The sequence below is a fragment of the Burkholderia sp. HI2500 genome (assembly GCF_002223055.1).
Taxonomy (GTDB): Bacteria; Pseudomonadota; Gammaproteobacteria; order Burkholderiales; family Burkholderiaceae; genus Burkholderia.
Map to the genome: position 1 here is coordinate 518,648 of NZ_NKFL01000004.1, position 14,327 is coordinate 532,974.

The 14,327-nt window shown below is 64.2% G+C and carries 14 protein-coding genes, 4 tRNA genes and 1 pseudogene; 6 read left to right on the plus strand and 13 right to left on the minus strand.

Annotated features, from left to right (window positions below; genetic code table 11):
* Positions 1–75: 75 nt before the first annotated feature.
* From CFB45_RS04945 to CFB45_RS04955, 3 genes are all read right to left on the minus strand, one after another.
* A tRNA-Arg gene (locus CFB45_RS04945) sits at positions 76–152 on the minus strand.
* A gap of 60 nt (positions 153–212) precedes the next feature.
* A tRNA-Arg gene (locus CFB45_RS04950) sits at positions 213–289 on the minus strand.
* A gap of 67 nt (positions 290–356) precedes the next feature.
* A tRNA-Arg gene (locus tag CFB45_RS04955) sits at positions 357–433 on the minus strand.
* Between the two features lie 129 nt (positions 434–562).
* Between CFB45_RS04955 and greB the strand changes: the two genes are divergently transcribed.
* Positions 563–1,126 (plus strand): transcription elongation factor GreB, encoded by a 564-nt coding sequence (gene greB / locus CFB45_RS04960; RefSeq protein ID WP_089424748.1) that lies wholly within the window; start codon positions 563–565, stop codon positions 1,124–1,126.
* Between the two features lie 84 nt (positions 1,127–1,210).
* Here greB and CFB45_RS04965 read toward each other — a convergent pair whose 3' ends face one another.
* Together CFB45_RS04965 and CFB45_RS04970 are read right to left on the minus strand one after the other, a co-directional pair.
* The gene (locus CFB45_RS04965) at positions 1,211–2,362 is read right to left on the minus strand and encodes a porin (RefSeq protein ID WP_089424749.1); all 1,152 of its coding nucleotides are present in this window, start codon (positions 2,360–2,362) and stop codon (positions 1,211–1,213) included.
* A 502-nt stretch (positions 2,363–2,864) separates the two neighbouring features.
* Positions 2,865–3,137: a hypothetical protein gene (locus CFB45_RS04970; RefSeq protein WP_089424750.1), complete on the minus strand. Its 273-nt coding sequence runs from the start codon at positions 3,135–3,137 to the stop codon at positions 2,865–2,867.
* 394 nt (positions 3,138–3,531) lie between these two features.
* Here CFB45_RS04970 and CFB45_RS04975 point away from each other — a divergent pair, with 394 nt between their 5' ends.
* Both CFB45_RS04975 and CFB45_RS04980 read left to right on the plus strand, forming a co-directional pair.
* Entirely contained in the window at positions 3,532–3,735 is a 204-nt protein-coding gene (locus CFB45_RS04975; RefSeq protein ID WP_011351289.1) for a cold-shock protein, read from the plus strand.
* 141 nt (positions 3,736–3,876) lie between these two features.
* The gene (locus tag CFB45_RS04980) at positions 3,877–5,013 is read left to right on the plus strand and encodes an exonuclease domain-containing protein (RefSeq protein WP_089424751.1); all 1,137 of its coding nucleotides are present in this window, start codon (positions 3,877–3,879) and stop codon (positions 5,011–5,013) included.
* A gap of 34 nt (positions 5,014–5,047) precedes the next feature.
* Here the strand turns inward: CFB45_RS04980 and CFB45_RS04985 are convergent, their stop codons facing one another.
* Both CFB45_RS04985 and CFB45_RS38925 read right to left on the minus strand, forming a co-directional pair.
* Positions 5,048–5,641: a chorismate mutase gene (locus tag CFB45_RS04985; protein WP_089424752.1), complete on the minus strand. Its 594-nt coding sequence runs from the start codon at positions 5,639–5,641 to the stop codon at positions 5,048–5,050.
* Positions 5,642–5,864: 223 nt separating this feature from the next.
* On the minus strand, positions 5,865–5,969 hold the full coding sequence (locus tag CFB45_RS38925; RefSeq protein WP_162269111.1) for a chorismate mutase: 105 nt from the start codon (positions 5,967–5,969) through the stop codon (positions 5,865–5,867).
* Positions 5,970–6,208: 239 nt separating this feature from the next.
* Between CFB45_RS38925 and CFB45_RS04990 the strand changes: the two genes are divergently transcribed.
* The 3 genes and pseudogenes from CFB45_RS04990 to CFB45_RS05000 all read left to right on the plus strand — a co-directional run.
* On the plus strand, positions 6,209–6,598 hold the full coding sequence (locus CFB45_RS04990; protein WP_089424753.1) for a DUF2946 domain-containing protein: 390 nt from the start codon (positions 6,209–6,211) through the stop codon (positions 6,596–6,598).
* Between the two features lie 124 nt (positions 6,599–6,722).
* A complete protein-coding gene (locus CFB45_RS04995) occupies positions 6,723–9,089 on the plus strand; it encodes a TonB-dependent receptor (protein ID WP_089425862.1) in 2,367 nt (788 codons plus the stop codon).
* Positions 9,090–9,134: 45 nt separating this feature from the next.
* Positions 9,135–9,293: pseudogene (locus tag CFB45_RS05000) on the plus strand (TlpA family protein disulfide reductase); the annotation flags it as partial.
* Positions 9,294–9,372: 79 nt separating this feature from the next.
* Here CFB45_RS05000 and CFB45_RS05005 read toward each other — a convergent pair.
* The 6 genes from CFB45_RS05005 to CFB45_RS05030 all read right to left on the minus strand — a co-directional run bounded on the left by CFB45_RS05005 (position 9,373) and on the right by CFB45_RS05030 (position 14,271).
* On the minus strand, positions 9,373–9,627 hold the full coding sequence (locus CFB45_RS05005; RefSeq protein ID WP_089424754.1) for a GlsB/YeaQ/YmgE family stress response membrane protein: 255 nt from the start codon (positions 9,625–9,627) through the stop codon (positions 9,373–9,375).
* Positions 9,628–9,888: 261 nt separating this feature from the next.
* Positions 9,889–10,101 (minus strand): hypothetical protein, encoded by a 213-nt coding sequence (locus CFB45_RS05010; protein WP_089424755.1) that lies wholly within the window; start codon positions 10,099–10,101, stop codon positions 9,889–9,891.
* Positions 10,098–11,831 (minus strand): FAD-dependent oxidoreductase, encoded by a 1,734-nt coding sequence (locus CFB45_RS05015; RefSeq protein WP_089424756.1) that lies wholly within the window; start codon positions 11,829–11,831, stop codon positions 10,098–10,100. The genes CFB45_RS05010 and CFB45_RS05015 overlap by 4 nt, the downstream gene beginning before the upstream one ends.
* Before the next feature lie 164 nt (positions 11,832–11,995).
* Positions 11,996–12,805 (minus strand): helix-turn-helix transcriptional regulator, encoded by an 810-nt coding sequence (locus CFB45_RS05020; protein WP_089424757.1) that lies wholly within the window; start codon positions 12,803–12,805, stop codon positions 11,996–11,998.
* 169 nt (positions 12,806–12,974) lie between these two features.
* Positions 12,975–13,050: transfer RNA gene (locus CFB45_RS05025), tRNA-Thr, on the minus strand.
* Positions 13,051–13,257: 207 nt separating this feature from the next.
* Complete coding sequence (locus CFB45_RS05030; protein WP_069247404.1) at positions 13,258–14,271, minus strand: class 1 fructose-bisphosphatase; 1,014 nt, start codon at positions 14,269–14,271, stop codon at positions 13,258–13,260.
* Positions 14,272–14,327: the final 56 nt, after the last annotated feature.

The window sequence follows — 14,327 nt, forward strand, 5'->3', positions numbered from 1 at the left end:
ACGTTGCTATGTCATGAGTAGGGAAGGGAAGGCGGAAAAGAAAAAGGGCTTTCCCGGAGGAAAGCCCTTTTAAGGTGGCGCGGCTGGCAGGATTCGAACCCACGACCCCTTGGTTCGTAGCCAAGTACTCTATCCAACTGAGCTACAGCCGCACGCAAAACGGTACTGCTTAACTGTCGGAACCTTCTGCGATGGGAAGGTTCCCAAAAAAGTGGCGCGGCTGGCAGGATTCGAACCCACGACCCCTTGGTTCGTAGCCAAGTACTCTATCCAACTGAGCTACAGCCGCACGCAACAACAAGACTTCTACTGCTTTGAACTGAAAGGGCCTTCGGTTGGGAAGGCCCTCGAAAAAGTGGCGCGGCTGGCAGGATTCGAACCCACGACCCCTTGGTTCGTAGCCAAGTACTCTATCCAACTGAGCTACAGCCGCACGCAGAAGCGGAAGTATAGCAGGGTTGTATAAAAAGGGAAGCCTTATTCGCAAATTAGGTGCCATGACCTTGCCGGGGCGCCCTTCGTGTACCCTTGGAGCATCAGTCATCCATGTTGAATCTGCATCATGAACAAGGCGTTTGTCAAAGAGTCGGACGGCGGCGACGACGATCTGGACCAGGCCCAGCCCGCGATTCCGGCGGGCGCGAAGAACTACATCACGCCCGCCGGCCACAAGCGGCTGAGGGACGAACTGCTGAACCTGATCGACGTCGAGCGTCCCGAGGTCGTGCGGCTCGTGTCCTGGGCCGCGTCGAATGGCGACCGGTCGGAGAATGGCGACTACATCTACGGCAAGCGGCGGCTTCGCGAGATCGATCGCCGCATCCGCTTCCTGACGAAGCGGCTCGATCTGGCCGAAGTCGTCGATGCGAGCCGGCAGGAGAATGTCGATCAGGTGTTTTTCGGTGCAACGGTCGATTACGAGACACCGGACGGCGAGGATCACACGATCACGATCGTCGGGATCGACGAGGTCGATCTCGATCGCGGCTGCGTCAGCTGGATTTCGCCGGTCGCGCGCGCACTGATCAAGGCGAAGATCGGCGATACCGTCATGCTGATGACGCCGGCCGGCCCGCAGCCGATCGACGTGCTCGACGTCCGTTACCCGGCGCCGGGCAACGCCTGAGCGGCGCACGGCGCAGCCCGGCAAAGAAAAAGCGCCCCCGATGGGGCGCTTCGTCATCCGGCGTGCGGCGGAACTGCCGGTCGCTCAGAAGCGATGACGCAGGCCTGCCGTGACCGCGATCTGCTTGTTGGTCGATGAAGCACCACCGAGTCCGTTGACATAGGCGCCGATGCCCAGGCCGTCCGTGCTGACGCGCTGATAAACGCCTTGCACGTACACGTCGGTCCGCTTGGACAGTGCATAGTCGGTCTGCAGGTTGAACTGGTTCCAGCCCGGATGACGGCCGTCCAGGAAGCCGGCGGTGTACGTGTACGACCCGGCCAGCGACAAGGCCGGCGTGAGCGCGTAGCGGGCGTTTACTTCGTAGTTGTTGAAGCGGGCAAACGTGCCGTCGAGACCCAGCCCGTTCGACACGCCCGAGGCACCCGCGGAGATGCCGAGCGCCCGGTTCACGCGCGATTGCGTGAACACGAAGCCGGCCGTTGCCGGTCCGAATGTGTAGTTCAGGCCGCCGCCGAACACGCGCTGACGCTTGCCGACGAACGTATTGTCGCCGGCCACCGCGCCGCCGCTGTTGGTGACCGCCGCCGACGTGAGGCCCGAGATGTCATTGTTCAACTGCAGGTAGCCGGCGCCGATGTTGAAGCCGGCATAGGTGTACGACACGCCCGCGCTGTATGCGCGATTGTTCGAGAACTGGTTGCTGTTCGAGAAACCGTACAACGCGCCGAACTTCAGACCGCCGTAATTGACGCTCGTGTACTTGACGGCGTTATTGATCCGGAACGAATTGTTCAGGTTGTCGTTGTCGAACGGGTGGGCAAACTGGGTGCCGCCGAATTGCGTACCGGTCAGCGACAGCGGCCCGATGTAGTCGACAACGCTGTCGTACTGGCGACCGAGGGTGACGGCGCCGAACTGGTCATGAGACAGGCCGACGAACGCCTGGCGGCCGAATTCGCGGCCATTCTGGCCGAGCGTGCCGTTGGCGATGTTGAAGCCGTTTTCCAACACGAAGATTGCTTTCAGGCCGCCACCGAGATCTTCCGTGCCGCGCAGGCCCCAGCGGCTGCCGTTGATCTGGCCGCTGCGTTCCGACCATGAGCTGTGGCCACCCTGGTTGTTCGTATAGGTGATGCCTGCGTCGATCAGGCCATAGAGCGTCACGCTGCTTTGGGCGTGAGCTGCCGTCACGAATACACCCGACAACGCGGTGACGATCAGGGTTTTTTTCATGGATCTGTCTCCAAACAGGATGATGTCGATCGAACCTGCTGCGGACTGGCATGTTGTGCTTGACGTTGCGGCCGGTCCGGCAGAGCGGCGGTGCGCTTATCAAAAAGCCATCTGCAGTGTACGGAGTGCGTGGAGTGGGGGAAGAATGCGCTTTAAGCAATAGTATATTTTGGAATCCGCAAAGATCGGCAATGTGGCGCAAACGGTTGCCCATCAAGGGTTTGTGGCGGTGCAGCGAAGAAAAATGGCGATCAGGACTACGGAACGGGCGTTGCGCGGTCGCGACAGGCGGTCAGCAGGAGGCGGGGATGGCCATCGTCCGATTATTGACACATCGGCAATAGAGGTTTGTGTAGAGCATGGCTAATGAAAGGTTGTTCTCTCGCTATACTGCGATCTCTGCTTTCCGAAGCAGACTTTTTCGTTGACGGAAAAGATCTCCAAACCTTTGTCGGCGCGACTTCCCAGTCGCGCTTTTTTTTTTGCCCCGTTGATTCGCGCGCTATTGCGCGAACGAGCGCCGCTTGCGCTTGGCCGCGGGTGCGGCCTCCTTGGATTCGTTGGGGGGCGGCGTGTATGTCCAGTCTTCCATCACATAGTGACGGGCATCGAGGGGCGACGAGAGCAGGTTCTGCCAGTGATCGCCGTGCCAGGTCGTATCGAATTCGGTGTCGCACGGCGCTTCGCGCGAGGACACTGACTCGGCCAGGGCGCGGGACTTGCGGTGTACGCGTCCGAGCCGGCTCGCGAAGCGCTTGATTCCGTCCAGCCACATGACCTTCTCCTTCCTTCCGACGTTAAGTGAGCATCGCAATGTCCTCGGGTTTCCGCAACCCGGAAAAAACCCGAGGAATTTACCGAGCCGATTTGTCCCCGGTAGGATTTTCTCGCACAAGATTATTAATGCTCCGATCCCGGTAAGGTTGACAGGTTTTTGATGCGAATCAATTAATCAAAGGCGCCGGTGTACCGATTCCAGTGGTATTAGCTCTTTTTTGATAAAACGATCGTCAAAAATTTCCTTGACGCACCCGGATTGTCCAATTTATAAAGTCAGCACTCCGTCCTCGGGCGGCGTGCTGGTGTGGGTGCTGGCGCAATGTTTCGGGATTTCGGGAAACGGCTATAAAAATAGCTTTTTTGGATCTAATCGAGTGGGGAACGAAGACATGGATACCGGTATCGTGAAATGGTTTAACGATGCTAAAGGTTTCGGCTTTATTACGTCGGACAATGGCGGTGAAGATTTGTTTGCACACTTTTCCGAAATCAAGATGGACGGCTTCAAGACGCTGAAGGAAAACCAGCGTGTTTCGTTCGACGTGAAAGTCGGGCCGAAAGGCAAGCAGGCAGCGAATATCCAGGCGGTCTGACGCGCCACGCATTGCCGATCACGTCCGGCCCCCGCATTGCGGGGGCTTTTTGTTTTGCGGGGGCGGAACATTCCGGTTCGGGCTGGCCGCGAACCCGAATGCCGGTGCATACTCACGGAAGCATCGTTTCCCAGTCTTTTCATGTCCGATTCCCCCCGTCCGTCCGATCCCGCCAGCGAACAGCCGCTCGTTTTCGTCGACCTTGAAACCACTGGTGGCTCGCCCGCCGAACACCGCATCACCGAGATCGGCGTGGTCGAAATCGGCCCGTTCGGCGTGTCGACGTGGACGACGCTCGTCGATCCGGGGCAGCCGATTCCGCCGTTCATCCAGCAACTGACGGGCATTTCGGACGAGATGGTGCGCGATGCGCCGTCATTTGCGTCGCTGGCGCCGGCGTTGTTCGAGCGGCTCGACGGCAAGCTTTTCGTCGCGCACAACGCGAACTTCGACCGCGGCTTCCTGCGGGCCGAATTCGAGCGCGCCGGCTTCACGTTCAATCCCGATGTGCTGTGTACGGTGCGGCTGTCGAAGGCGCTGTTTCCGCGTGAGTCGCGGCACGGCCTCGACGCGTTGATCGAGCGCCACGGCCTCGTGCCGGCTGCCCGCCATCGGGCGCTGGCGGATGCCGACCTGCTGTGGCAGTTCTGGCGCCTGTTGCACGATATCGTGCCGCTCGAGCGGCTGCGTGACCAGATCGCGCGCACGACGCGCCACTTCCGTCTGGGCGGCGACCTGACCGAAGCCTGGCTCGATACCGCGCCACCCGGCTGCGGTGCGTACGCACTGTTCGGGGAGGAGGATGTGCCGCTGTATGTTGGCCGCAGCGTGCGTGTGCGGCAGCGGCTGCGTGCGCTACTGATGGGCGAGCGCCGTTCGTCGAAGGAAATGCGACTGGCGCAGCAGGTGCGGCGGGTCGAATGGCGCGAGACCGGCAACGAGTTGGGGGCGATGCTGGCCGAAGCGCAATGGATTGCCCGGCTGCGACCGTCATACAACCGGCGCCTCGCGGCCGACGCCCGTGCCGGCGTTGCGCCCTGGCCGTTCGAAGGTGCGGTCGCATTCGAGGCGAGCGGCGAGCGCAGCCTGTTTCACGTGATCGACGGCTGGCGCTATCTCGGCGCGGCGGAGTCGCTCGACGCGGCCGCGCAACTCGCGGCCGACGGGACGGACGGTGTGTTCGAACCCTTTACCCATCGTCTGCTGCAGACGCATCTCGCACGCGGCCTGCAGCTGATTCCGCTCGCCGCGCTCATGCCTGCGGGGCAGGCGGGTTAATCAGGCGCGGTCGCGCGACCCGCGCCCGCTGTCGTCAGCCGATCGCGCTTGCGCCGCCGGCCGAGCAGACGTGCGACAGCGCGGTGTCGAGTGCCTGCGTTTGCGTCGCGTCGTAGCGCGTGAGCGACTTCCAGTTGGCGATGCTGCGCGCGAGCCGCGCCTGGCAATCAGGCGCATCCCGCAGCGGTGCAACCTGCGCGAGCCCCGCGAGCATTTTCTGCGTCAGCCGGTCGAGCGCCGGGCGCGTGCTGGTCGCGAGATCGGGCGGCGTGCCTTCCGGCGGCCGCGTCGCGCGCCAGGTCGCGAACAGCGCATTCTGCACATCCTTGCTCGCGGTGATCTGATCCTCGAAGAACGTCCGTGCGAACGCGGGATCGACACCGGCCTGTGCCGCGCGCCTCTCGACTGACACGAGCAGTTCCGCTTCGCGCGGCCGGTCCTCGATTGCCTTGTGATTCGCCCATTTCCATCGGGCGACCGGTTCGGCGAGCGCGAGGCGCTGCGACGCGAGCGCGACGATATTGGTGAGGGCCGTGTCGTCACCGTCTGCATTGGCGATGCGCGGGGACGAGAAGAGGGCGACGCCGAGCGCGGCGACAGCGAGGCTGGCACGAATGGCTTGCTTCATCGGAACGATCAGGAGAGCCGGACGGGCCGGAAGTGGAAAACCAGAAGGATAGACGAAGACAGTCGCGCGGCGTAGCGCAGCGACCGGAGAATCAGCAGGCGAGCTGATCCGGCACCGTCAGGCTGTTGCGGCCCGGGTGCGAGGCGAATTGCGCGCGATGCGCAGTGATGTACCGCACGATAGCGATGATCGACACGTGGCGGTTACAGAACCGGACAGGCGTTCACTTCGGCGAGTACAGCTTGTGCTGCTCGTCGAAGAATGCCCGCACGTGGTCGGGCAATTCGGCGAGGAATTCCACGCCGACGGGTTCCGGATCCGGGCTCATCACTTGCTCCGGCGGTGGCATGCGGGTTGGTCTTTCGTCCATGGTCATTTCTCCAGCAGGTTCGATGATTATCAACCTCGTGCTTGGATTTATGCCAGTGGCGAATCGTTAGATTTTGTCTCTGTTGTATTAACGGCACATGCGCTCTGGCGCGTGCTGCGATGCCGACTACTGCATCGTGCGGAATCGGCGGCAATCGGGCCGCTTGTTATACTTGCGCGCACTTTTTCTGGACCGCGATGAAACGAACGACGCGATGGATCGGCCTCGTATGGCTGGCGCTGGTACTGAACGTACTGTCGCCCGTCATGGGCTATGCGCGTCTTGCGTCGAGCGGCTCCGGTCAGCTCACGCTCGAGTTGTGCAGTGCAGCGGGCGCCCGCCAGATCGTGCTCGCGCAGGCGGGCGGCGATCACGACACGTCGTCGTTCGACCATGCCGGCGTGCCGCACTGCGTGTACTGCCCCGGCTTCGCGGCGAACGTGGCGCTCGGGTCGAGCCTGCCCGCCCTGCCGGGCTTCGTGCGGACGTTCGCCTATCGCGCGGCCGCGCCCGCCATTCCCGATCTTCCCCGCCAGGGCATCCGTCTCGCGCAGCCTCGCGCCCCGCCTGAAAACGCTCCGATCTGATTGATGTCGTCCGCGCGCCCCGGTGGCGCGCGTGCCGTCCGCGGCCGGGCCGCGTGCCGCGCCGTCCGGGCGCGGCGCGCGCTCGTGTCCGGCGGCGTCCGATCACGTTTTCAGGAATTCACTCATGTCCTCTCCCTTCGCCGCGCGGCCGTCGCGCGGCCGGCTCGCGCTCGCATGCGCGGTCGCTTTCACGTGGCCTGCCGCCCATGCGGCCTCGACCGACGCTGCACGCGGCGCTGCCGCGCGCGGTGGCGTGGAGCGTGCCGCCGATGCCGCCGCTCCCGCTTCGGCCGTCGCAATCGCGCCGCCGGCGCCGGCGGCCGGCGAAACGCTGAGCGCCGTCAGCGTGACCGCGCAGCGGCAACCGGTCGATCCGGATACCCCGGCCGTCGTCACGTCGATCACGCGCGAGCAGATCGAGTCGCACACCAACGTCACCACCGAGGACGCGCTGAAGTACGCGCCGAACCTGATGGTCCGCAAGCGCTATATCGGCGACCGCAACAGCGTGTTCGCAGGCCGCGACTTCAACGAACTGCAGAGCGCGCGCGGGCTCGTCTACGCCGACGGCGTGCTGCTGTCGAACCTGCTCGGCTCGAGCTACGCGTATCCGCCGCGGTGGTCGCTGATTCCGCCGGACGATATCGCGCGCGTCGACGTGCTCTATGGCCCCTTTTCAGCGCTGTATCCGGGCAACTCGATCGGCTCGACCGTGCTGCTCACGACGCGCCGCCCGGAAAAGCTCGAGGCGTCGCTGTCGACGCAGTTCTTCACGCAGCGCTATCACGACGGCTACGGATTCGCGGACAGTTTCGGCGGCAATCACCAGACCGCACGGATCGCGAACCGGGTCGGCCGGTTCTGGTTCGCGCTGTCGCTCGACCGGCTCGAGAACAACGGTCAGCCGATGCAGTATGCGAGCCCCAATTCGGCATACAACCCGAAGCTCGGCGCCGCCGTGCCCGTGACGGGCGCCGCGACCGACATCGGGCCCAATGGCAAGCCGCGGACGATCGTCGGCGCGCAGACGATCGAGCGGACCGAGCAGCTCAACGAGACGGTGCGGATGGGCTATGCGTTCACCGATCACGTCGATGCAACGCTCACGCTCGGACATTGGGAGAACCATTACCGGCAGCACGGCGAAACCTTCCTGCGCGATGCGGCCGGCAATCCAGTCTACGGCGGCAACGTGTCGATCGGCGGCCGGAACATGACCGTCGCGCCGAACGCGTTCGCGCCGCAGCGCGGCGACCAGGAGAACTGGCTGTATGCGCTCGGCCTGAATGGCCGGCTCGATTCCGGCTGGCGCCTGTCGGGCGTCGTGTCTGCGTACGACGTGTCGCGCGACGTGCAACGCTCGGCGTCGACCGTGCAGGGCGGCGCAGGCACGCTGTTCCAGGGCGAAGGCACCGGCTGGCGCACGCTCGACCTGAAGGCCGAGGCGCCGGAAGTGAAGGGCCACACGTTCACGTTCGGCTATCACTACGACAATTACTTCCTGCGCAACGTCACGTACAACACGGCCGACTGGCTGGCAGGGCCAACCACGTCGCTGTCGAGCGTCTATCGCGGCGACACGCGCACGCAGGCGCTGTTCGGGCAGGACGCGTGGCGCTTCGCGCCGGGCTGGCTCGCGACGCTGGGGCTGCGCTACGAGCGCTGGGATGCGTACGGCGGTGCGCTCGGCAATGCAACGGGCACGCTCGGCTATGCGGACCGCAGCGCGAATGCGCTGTCGCCGAAGGTCGCGTTGCAATGGGATGCGACCGACGTCTGGCGCTTCCGGCTGTCGTTCGCGACCGGCACGCGTTTCCCGACGGTCGGCGAACTGTTCCAGGGCACGATCTCGAACAACACGATCGTCAACAACAACCCGAGCCTGCGGCCGGAAAAGGCGATCGACTGGGACTTCACGGCCGAACGCGACGTCGGTGTCGGCGTCGTGCGTGCCAGCGTGTTCCAGAGCGACCTGCGCGATTCGATCTACAGCCAGACGACGGTGTCGGGCGCGACGACGGTGACCAACATCTCGAACGTCGATCGCGTGCGCGTGCGCGGCGTCGAGCTCGCGTTCAGCGGCGAGAACGTCGGTTTGAAGGGGCTCGCGATCGACGCGAACGTGTCGGCGAGCAATGCACAGATCCTCGCCGATGCCGCGAATCCCGCGTATGTCGGCTCGCGCTTTCCGCGGATTCCGCGCATGCGTGCGAACCTGCTCGCGTCGTATCGCTTCGACGAGCACTGGCTCGCGAGCGTCGGCGTGCGCTACTCGGGCCGCCAGTTCAACACGCTCGACAACAGCGACGTGAACCCGGACGTCTACGGCGGCACGAGCGCGTTCACGGTCGTCGACCTGAAGGCGCGCTACCGCGTCGACCGTCACTGGACTGCGTCGCTCGGCATCGACAACCTGACGGACCGCCGCTATTACGTGTTCCACCCGTATCCGGGCCGTACTTTCTATGGAGAACTGAAATGGTCGCTGTGAGATCGCTCGCGGCAGGCGGCGCGCTGTGGTGCGCGTTGCCGTCGCCAGCCGATGCCCGAGCGTTTGCGCGCGGCGCTCGAAGCGGGATGGAGAGGGGAGATGCCGCGCACCGTGTGGATCGGGCGCGATGATGCACGCGAAGCGCGCAGTGGACTGCTGGCGGCCGACATACTCGACGGCTGGTTGCGGCGCGCGAAGTGCTGAACGGGCCGGCGGCGCGCGGCGAGCGTGCCGCGCGCCGGCCTGATGCGAAAACGCGCCCGAAGGCGCGTGGAGAGAAGCGTCAGGCCGCTCGCTTGAATAGCCGGATCACGAACAGCAGGATCACCGCGCCGACGACCGCGACGATCACCGAACCGATGAAGCCGCTGCCGACGCTGAGGCCGAGTATCCCGGCGAGCCAGCCGCCGATCACCGCGCCGACGATCCCGACGATGATGTCGACGATCAGCCCGAAGCCGCCGCCCTTGACGAGCAAGCCGGCAAGCCAGCCGGCGATCGCGCCGATGATGAGCCACATTATCAAGCCATGAGTCATGGTTGTCCTCTCCTTGAGTGGTGTCGAAAGACCGGACGTCGGCTGTGCGCCGCAAGCTGAATGAAGGCGGCATCGCGACCCGCCGCGCCGCCCACGCAATGTAACGCGATAGACGGGTCGGAATCGTTAAGTAATGTTATGCATCCTTAACGGGATTTTCCAGGGAATTTGTCTACCTACGGCATGGCTCGCGCACGGGCAATACGCGACGAAATGAATTTGTAAGAAAAGACCGCCGGTGAAGCCGGTCGGCCATCGGCGTCATCGTTCGTGCATCGATGCCTGCATGCCCGTGTCGGGCAATCCGTCGCCTGCGTCGGCGATCAGCCGTGCGACGGTCGCGGGTTCGCCGATCGCTTCTATCGACAGCAGCGCGAAGCGGGCGAGAAAGAGCGACGCATCGGCTTCACCGATTCGCGTCATCGTGCGGCACAGGTCGGTGTAGAGCGTGTCGCGTTCGGTGTCCGTCATCATGCGGTCTCCTGAGGATCGGTTGATGCGCCCGGGCGAAGTGCGCGTTCGAGCGCGGCGGTTACGTCGCTCGCGCGAGCATCGTGCCAGCGGCCGAGTACGTGACCGTCCGGACGCACGAGATAGACGGTGCCGTCGCGCGCGCCGTACCTGTCGAACAGTCGGCCGTCGTCGTCATGGCCGCCGCAGGCCGGTTGCCGCGGCGCCGCATATCGCGCGAGCGTGACGAGCGCGAACGGTATCCGCGCTGCCTGCAGACGCTGTTCAAGCTCGGCGAGCGTCGGATCGGGTACGCCGTCGGACGTGAAGCAGAACGCGGTGAAGCGCGGGGCGACGAGGTCGGTCAGGTGGCCGCGGCGCATGCCGCCGCCGTGCGCCGTGTACCGCATCAGCGGACATTCGGCGAGCACCGTGCCGGGCGCAGGGCCGGCCGAAAACGTGTCGCGTTCGGCTGCGTTGAGCGACGACGTCGCATACGCGATGGCGGTCGTCTGGCGCGGATTGATCAGCGAGCGCAGTGCCGGATGCCGGACCGCGAGCGACAGCACGGCCTTGCGCATCAGGTCGAACGCAAACGACGGCGGCGCCATGAACTCGGTGCTCTTCGTGCCGTAGCGCAGGTTCTCGTGCGTCGCGAACACGCGTTCGTCCGAGTAGTTGTCGAGCAGCGTGTCCGATGCGAGCCCGCGAGTCACGTACGCGAGTTTCCATGCAAGGTTGTCGGCATCGTCGATGCCCGAATTCGCACCGCGCACGCCGAAGATCGGCACGAGATGCGCGGCGTCGCCGCAGAACAGCACGCGGCCGTGCCGATAGCGTTCGAGCGTCAGCGCATTCGCCTTGTAGATCGTGATCCAGATCGGCGACCAGTCGCCGTGCTCGCCCATCATGTCGAGCAGGTTCTGCACGCGGGGGATCACGTTCTCCGGTTTGATGGCCGCTTCGGGATCCTCATCGTCACGCAACTGGTAGTCGATTCGCCACACGTTGTCGGGCTGCTTGTGGACGAGTACCGTCGAGCCCGGGTTTGACGACGGATCGAAGTATGCGAGCCGTTCGGTCGGCCGGTCGCTGTCGAGCGCGATGTCGACGATCACGTAGCGGCCCTCGTAGCTCGTGCCCTGCAGCGACAGGCCGAGCGCTTCGCGCATCGTGCTGCGACCGCCGTCGCACGCGACGACCCAGTCGGCGTCGAGTGCGTAGCCGCCGAGCGGTGTGTCGACGTCCAGGCGCACGCCGTCCGGTTGCCGGGTCACGCCGGTGACTTTCGCTTGCCAGCGGATCTCGATGAGTTCGGGGCGGCGCAGTGCGGCGTCGAGCAGGAATTGCTCGATGTGATACTGCGCGAGATTGATCATCGGCGGCAGCTTCTGGTTTTCGTCCTGCGGCATCGTGAAATGCAGCACTTCGTCGCGACGGTAGAAGCTGCGTCCGCCGGTCCACGGCAACCCCGTGCGCAGGAAGTCGTCGAGCGCACCGAGCCGCTCGATGATCTCGAGGCTGCGCCGCGAGATGCAGATCGCGCGGCTGCCGTGGCAGACCGCATCGTCGGCCTCGATCAGCACGCTGCGGATGCCGTGGTTCGCCAGACCGAGCGCGACGGCGAGGCCGACGGGGCCGCCGCCGACGATCGCTACGCGATGCCGGTGTGGATCGATACCGTCGTCGCAGGCCGGCAGATGCGCGGGATGGCGCTCGGCGACGAACGGGTAGGGCTTGAAGTCGATATCCATCGTTGGCTTCCGGGGGAGGGCAGTTCGACGTGCACGCGCGCCGGGGCAACGCGTGCAGGCAGTCGAAGCAGTATGGAAGCCGGGCGGAAGTCCGCTGTCCCCATTCCGGGTACAGCAAGCCGACCGGGATTTACCCCGATTCGGTCATCGCAGGCCGGTTCGGTTCAGGGCTGCAGGCAGAGTGCGAACAACTCGCGCTGGCTCGAGATGCCCAGGCGCCGGTAGGCGCGTTTCTGGTACGTGACGACGCTCGACGCCTTCACGCCGATCGTCTCGCCGATCTCTTGTGCGGTCTGGCCTTCGAGCACACCGCGCAGCACGTCGAGTTCACGCTTGGACAGCGCCGGGCAGGCGCTGCGCAGCCGCGCGAGCATCCGTTGCGGGATCCCGATCTGCGCGGCACCGGCGAGCGCGTAGTGATGCTTCGCGGCCTGCGCGATCAGCGGCGCGAGCACTTCGATCTCCGCGATCTCGCGCGGCTGGAACGCGCCGCTGCGATGCGCGCGGTACAAATTGATCGACAGCCAGCTCGCATCGTTGGGCTGCATCAGCAACGACAGCCGGTCGGACACGTCGGGGCCGCGATAGCAGGCCGCTCGATACGCTTCATGAACGATCTCGTCGCCGGCCTGCTGGTGCAGCAGCAGGTCGGGGCGGCGCGTGCCGCGAGGTGCGCTCGACACGATCGTCTGGTTGCCGTCGAGCGCGTAGAAGTGTCGCGCGTAGGTGTCGGCGACGTCGCGCAGGTAGCGGCCGCCGCGATGGTCGGCGACGGATAGCGTGCGCGGACGGTTGCCGAACTCGTACGCGAAGATCGTGCATTGCGTGACCGACAGCGCATCGTCGAACAGCTTCAGCACTTCGGCTGCGAATGCGTTGGGCTCGTTGCCGCCGATCGCGGCGACAAGGCGCGTCGCACGTGACACGTCCAGTTGCCCGGTGAGGTTCGGTCGCTCGAGACGCCAGGTGCGCATGATGCTCGGAAAGGGCGGAGAGGTCCGGCGATTGTAATCGGCGGCGGGCGGCGCGGGAGTCGGGTGATGCCCGCAAGCGAAGCGGACGCGGGGGAAGAAGGGCAGCGCACGATTGGGCGCTTGAATGAGAAAAGGGCTGACAAGCATTGCTTGTCAGCCCTTTATAACTTGGTGCCGGAGATAGGAGTCGAACCTACGACCTTCGCATTACGAATGCGCTGCTCTACCAACTGAGCTACACCGGCATCAGAGAAACGAAATTATAAGGTGAAATCTGAGACCTTGGCAATAGGTTTTGCGAAATTTTTTCAGCTTGCTGCTGCTGTTTCGCGAAACTCATCGATTCGGCAAACTTCCCGCTTCGTTTCACTGCGATGCGACCCGTTGGGGTCACATCGAGAGCCGCGATTCTACGTACGTCGCGCGACACTGTCTAGTGCTGCAGTGCAAATTTATTGCTTTTCCTGATGGTAGCCCGTCACGCGCTCGACTTCGTTCTTCGAACCGAGGAACACCGGGACGCGCTGATGCAGGCCCGTCGGCTGCACTTCCATGATGCGCTGCGTGCCGGTCGTCGCGGCGCCGCCTGCCTGTTCGACGATGAACGACATCGGGTTCGCTTCGTACATCAGGCGCAGCTTGCCCGGACGATCGGGCGTGCGCTTGTCGGCCGGGTACATGAAGATGCCGCCGCGGTTCAGGATCCGGTGTACGTCGGCCACCATCGATGCGATCCAGCGCATGTTGAAGTTGTCGCCGCGCGGGCCGTCCTTGCCGGCGTTCAGTTCGTCGACGTAGCGCTTGACCGGGTCGTACCAGTGGCGCGCATTCGATGCGTTGATCGCGTATTCGCGCGTCTCTTCAGGAATCTGCATGTTGCTCTGCGTGAGCACCCACGAGCCGACTTCGCGGTCGAGCGTGAAGCAGTTCACGCCGTTGCCAGTCGTCAGCACGAACACCGTCTGCGGGCCGTACACCGCGTAACCGGCCGCGACCTGCTCCGTGCCCGGCTGCAGGAACGATTCCTCGGTGGCCTGCTTGCCGTCCGGGCAGCGCAGCACCGAGAAGATCGTGCCGATCGACACGTTCACGTCGATGTTCGACGAGCCGTCGAGCGGATCGAACACGAGCAGGTATTCGCCGCGCGGGTAGTTCGCCGGGATCGGGAAGAACGTTTCCATTTCTTCCGATGCCATCGCGGCGAGGTTGCCGCCCCATTCGTTCGCGTCGAGCAGGATTTCGTTCGACAGGATGTCGAGCTTCTTCTGCACTTCGCCCTGGACGTTCTCGCTGCCGGCGGTGCCGAGCGCTTCGCCGAGCGCGCCCTTCGACACGTTGTAGCTGATCGCCTTGCACGCGCGTGCGACGACTTCGATCAGCAGGCGCAGGTCGGCGGGGAGGTTGTTGGTCTCACGTTGCTGTTCGATCAGGAACTTCGACAGTGTAGTGCGGCGGGCAATGGACATGACAGACTCCAGAAGGCCAAAAGAATCCTTGAATAGCCGCAATTTTACCCGCCGCG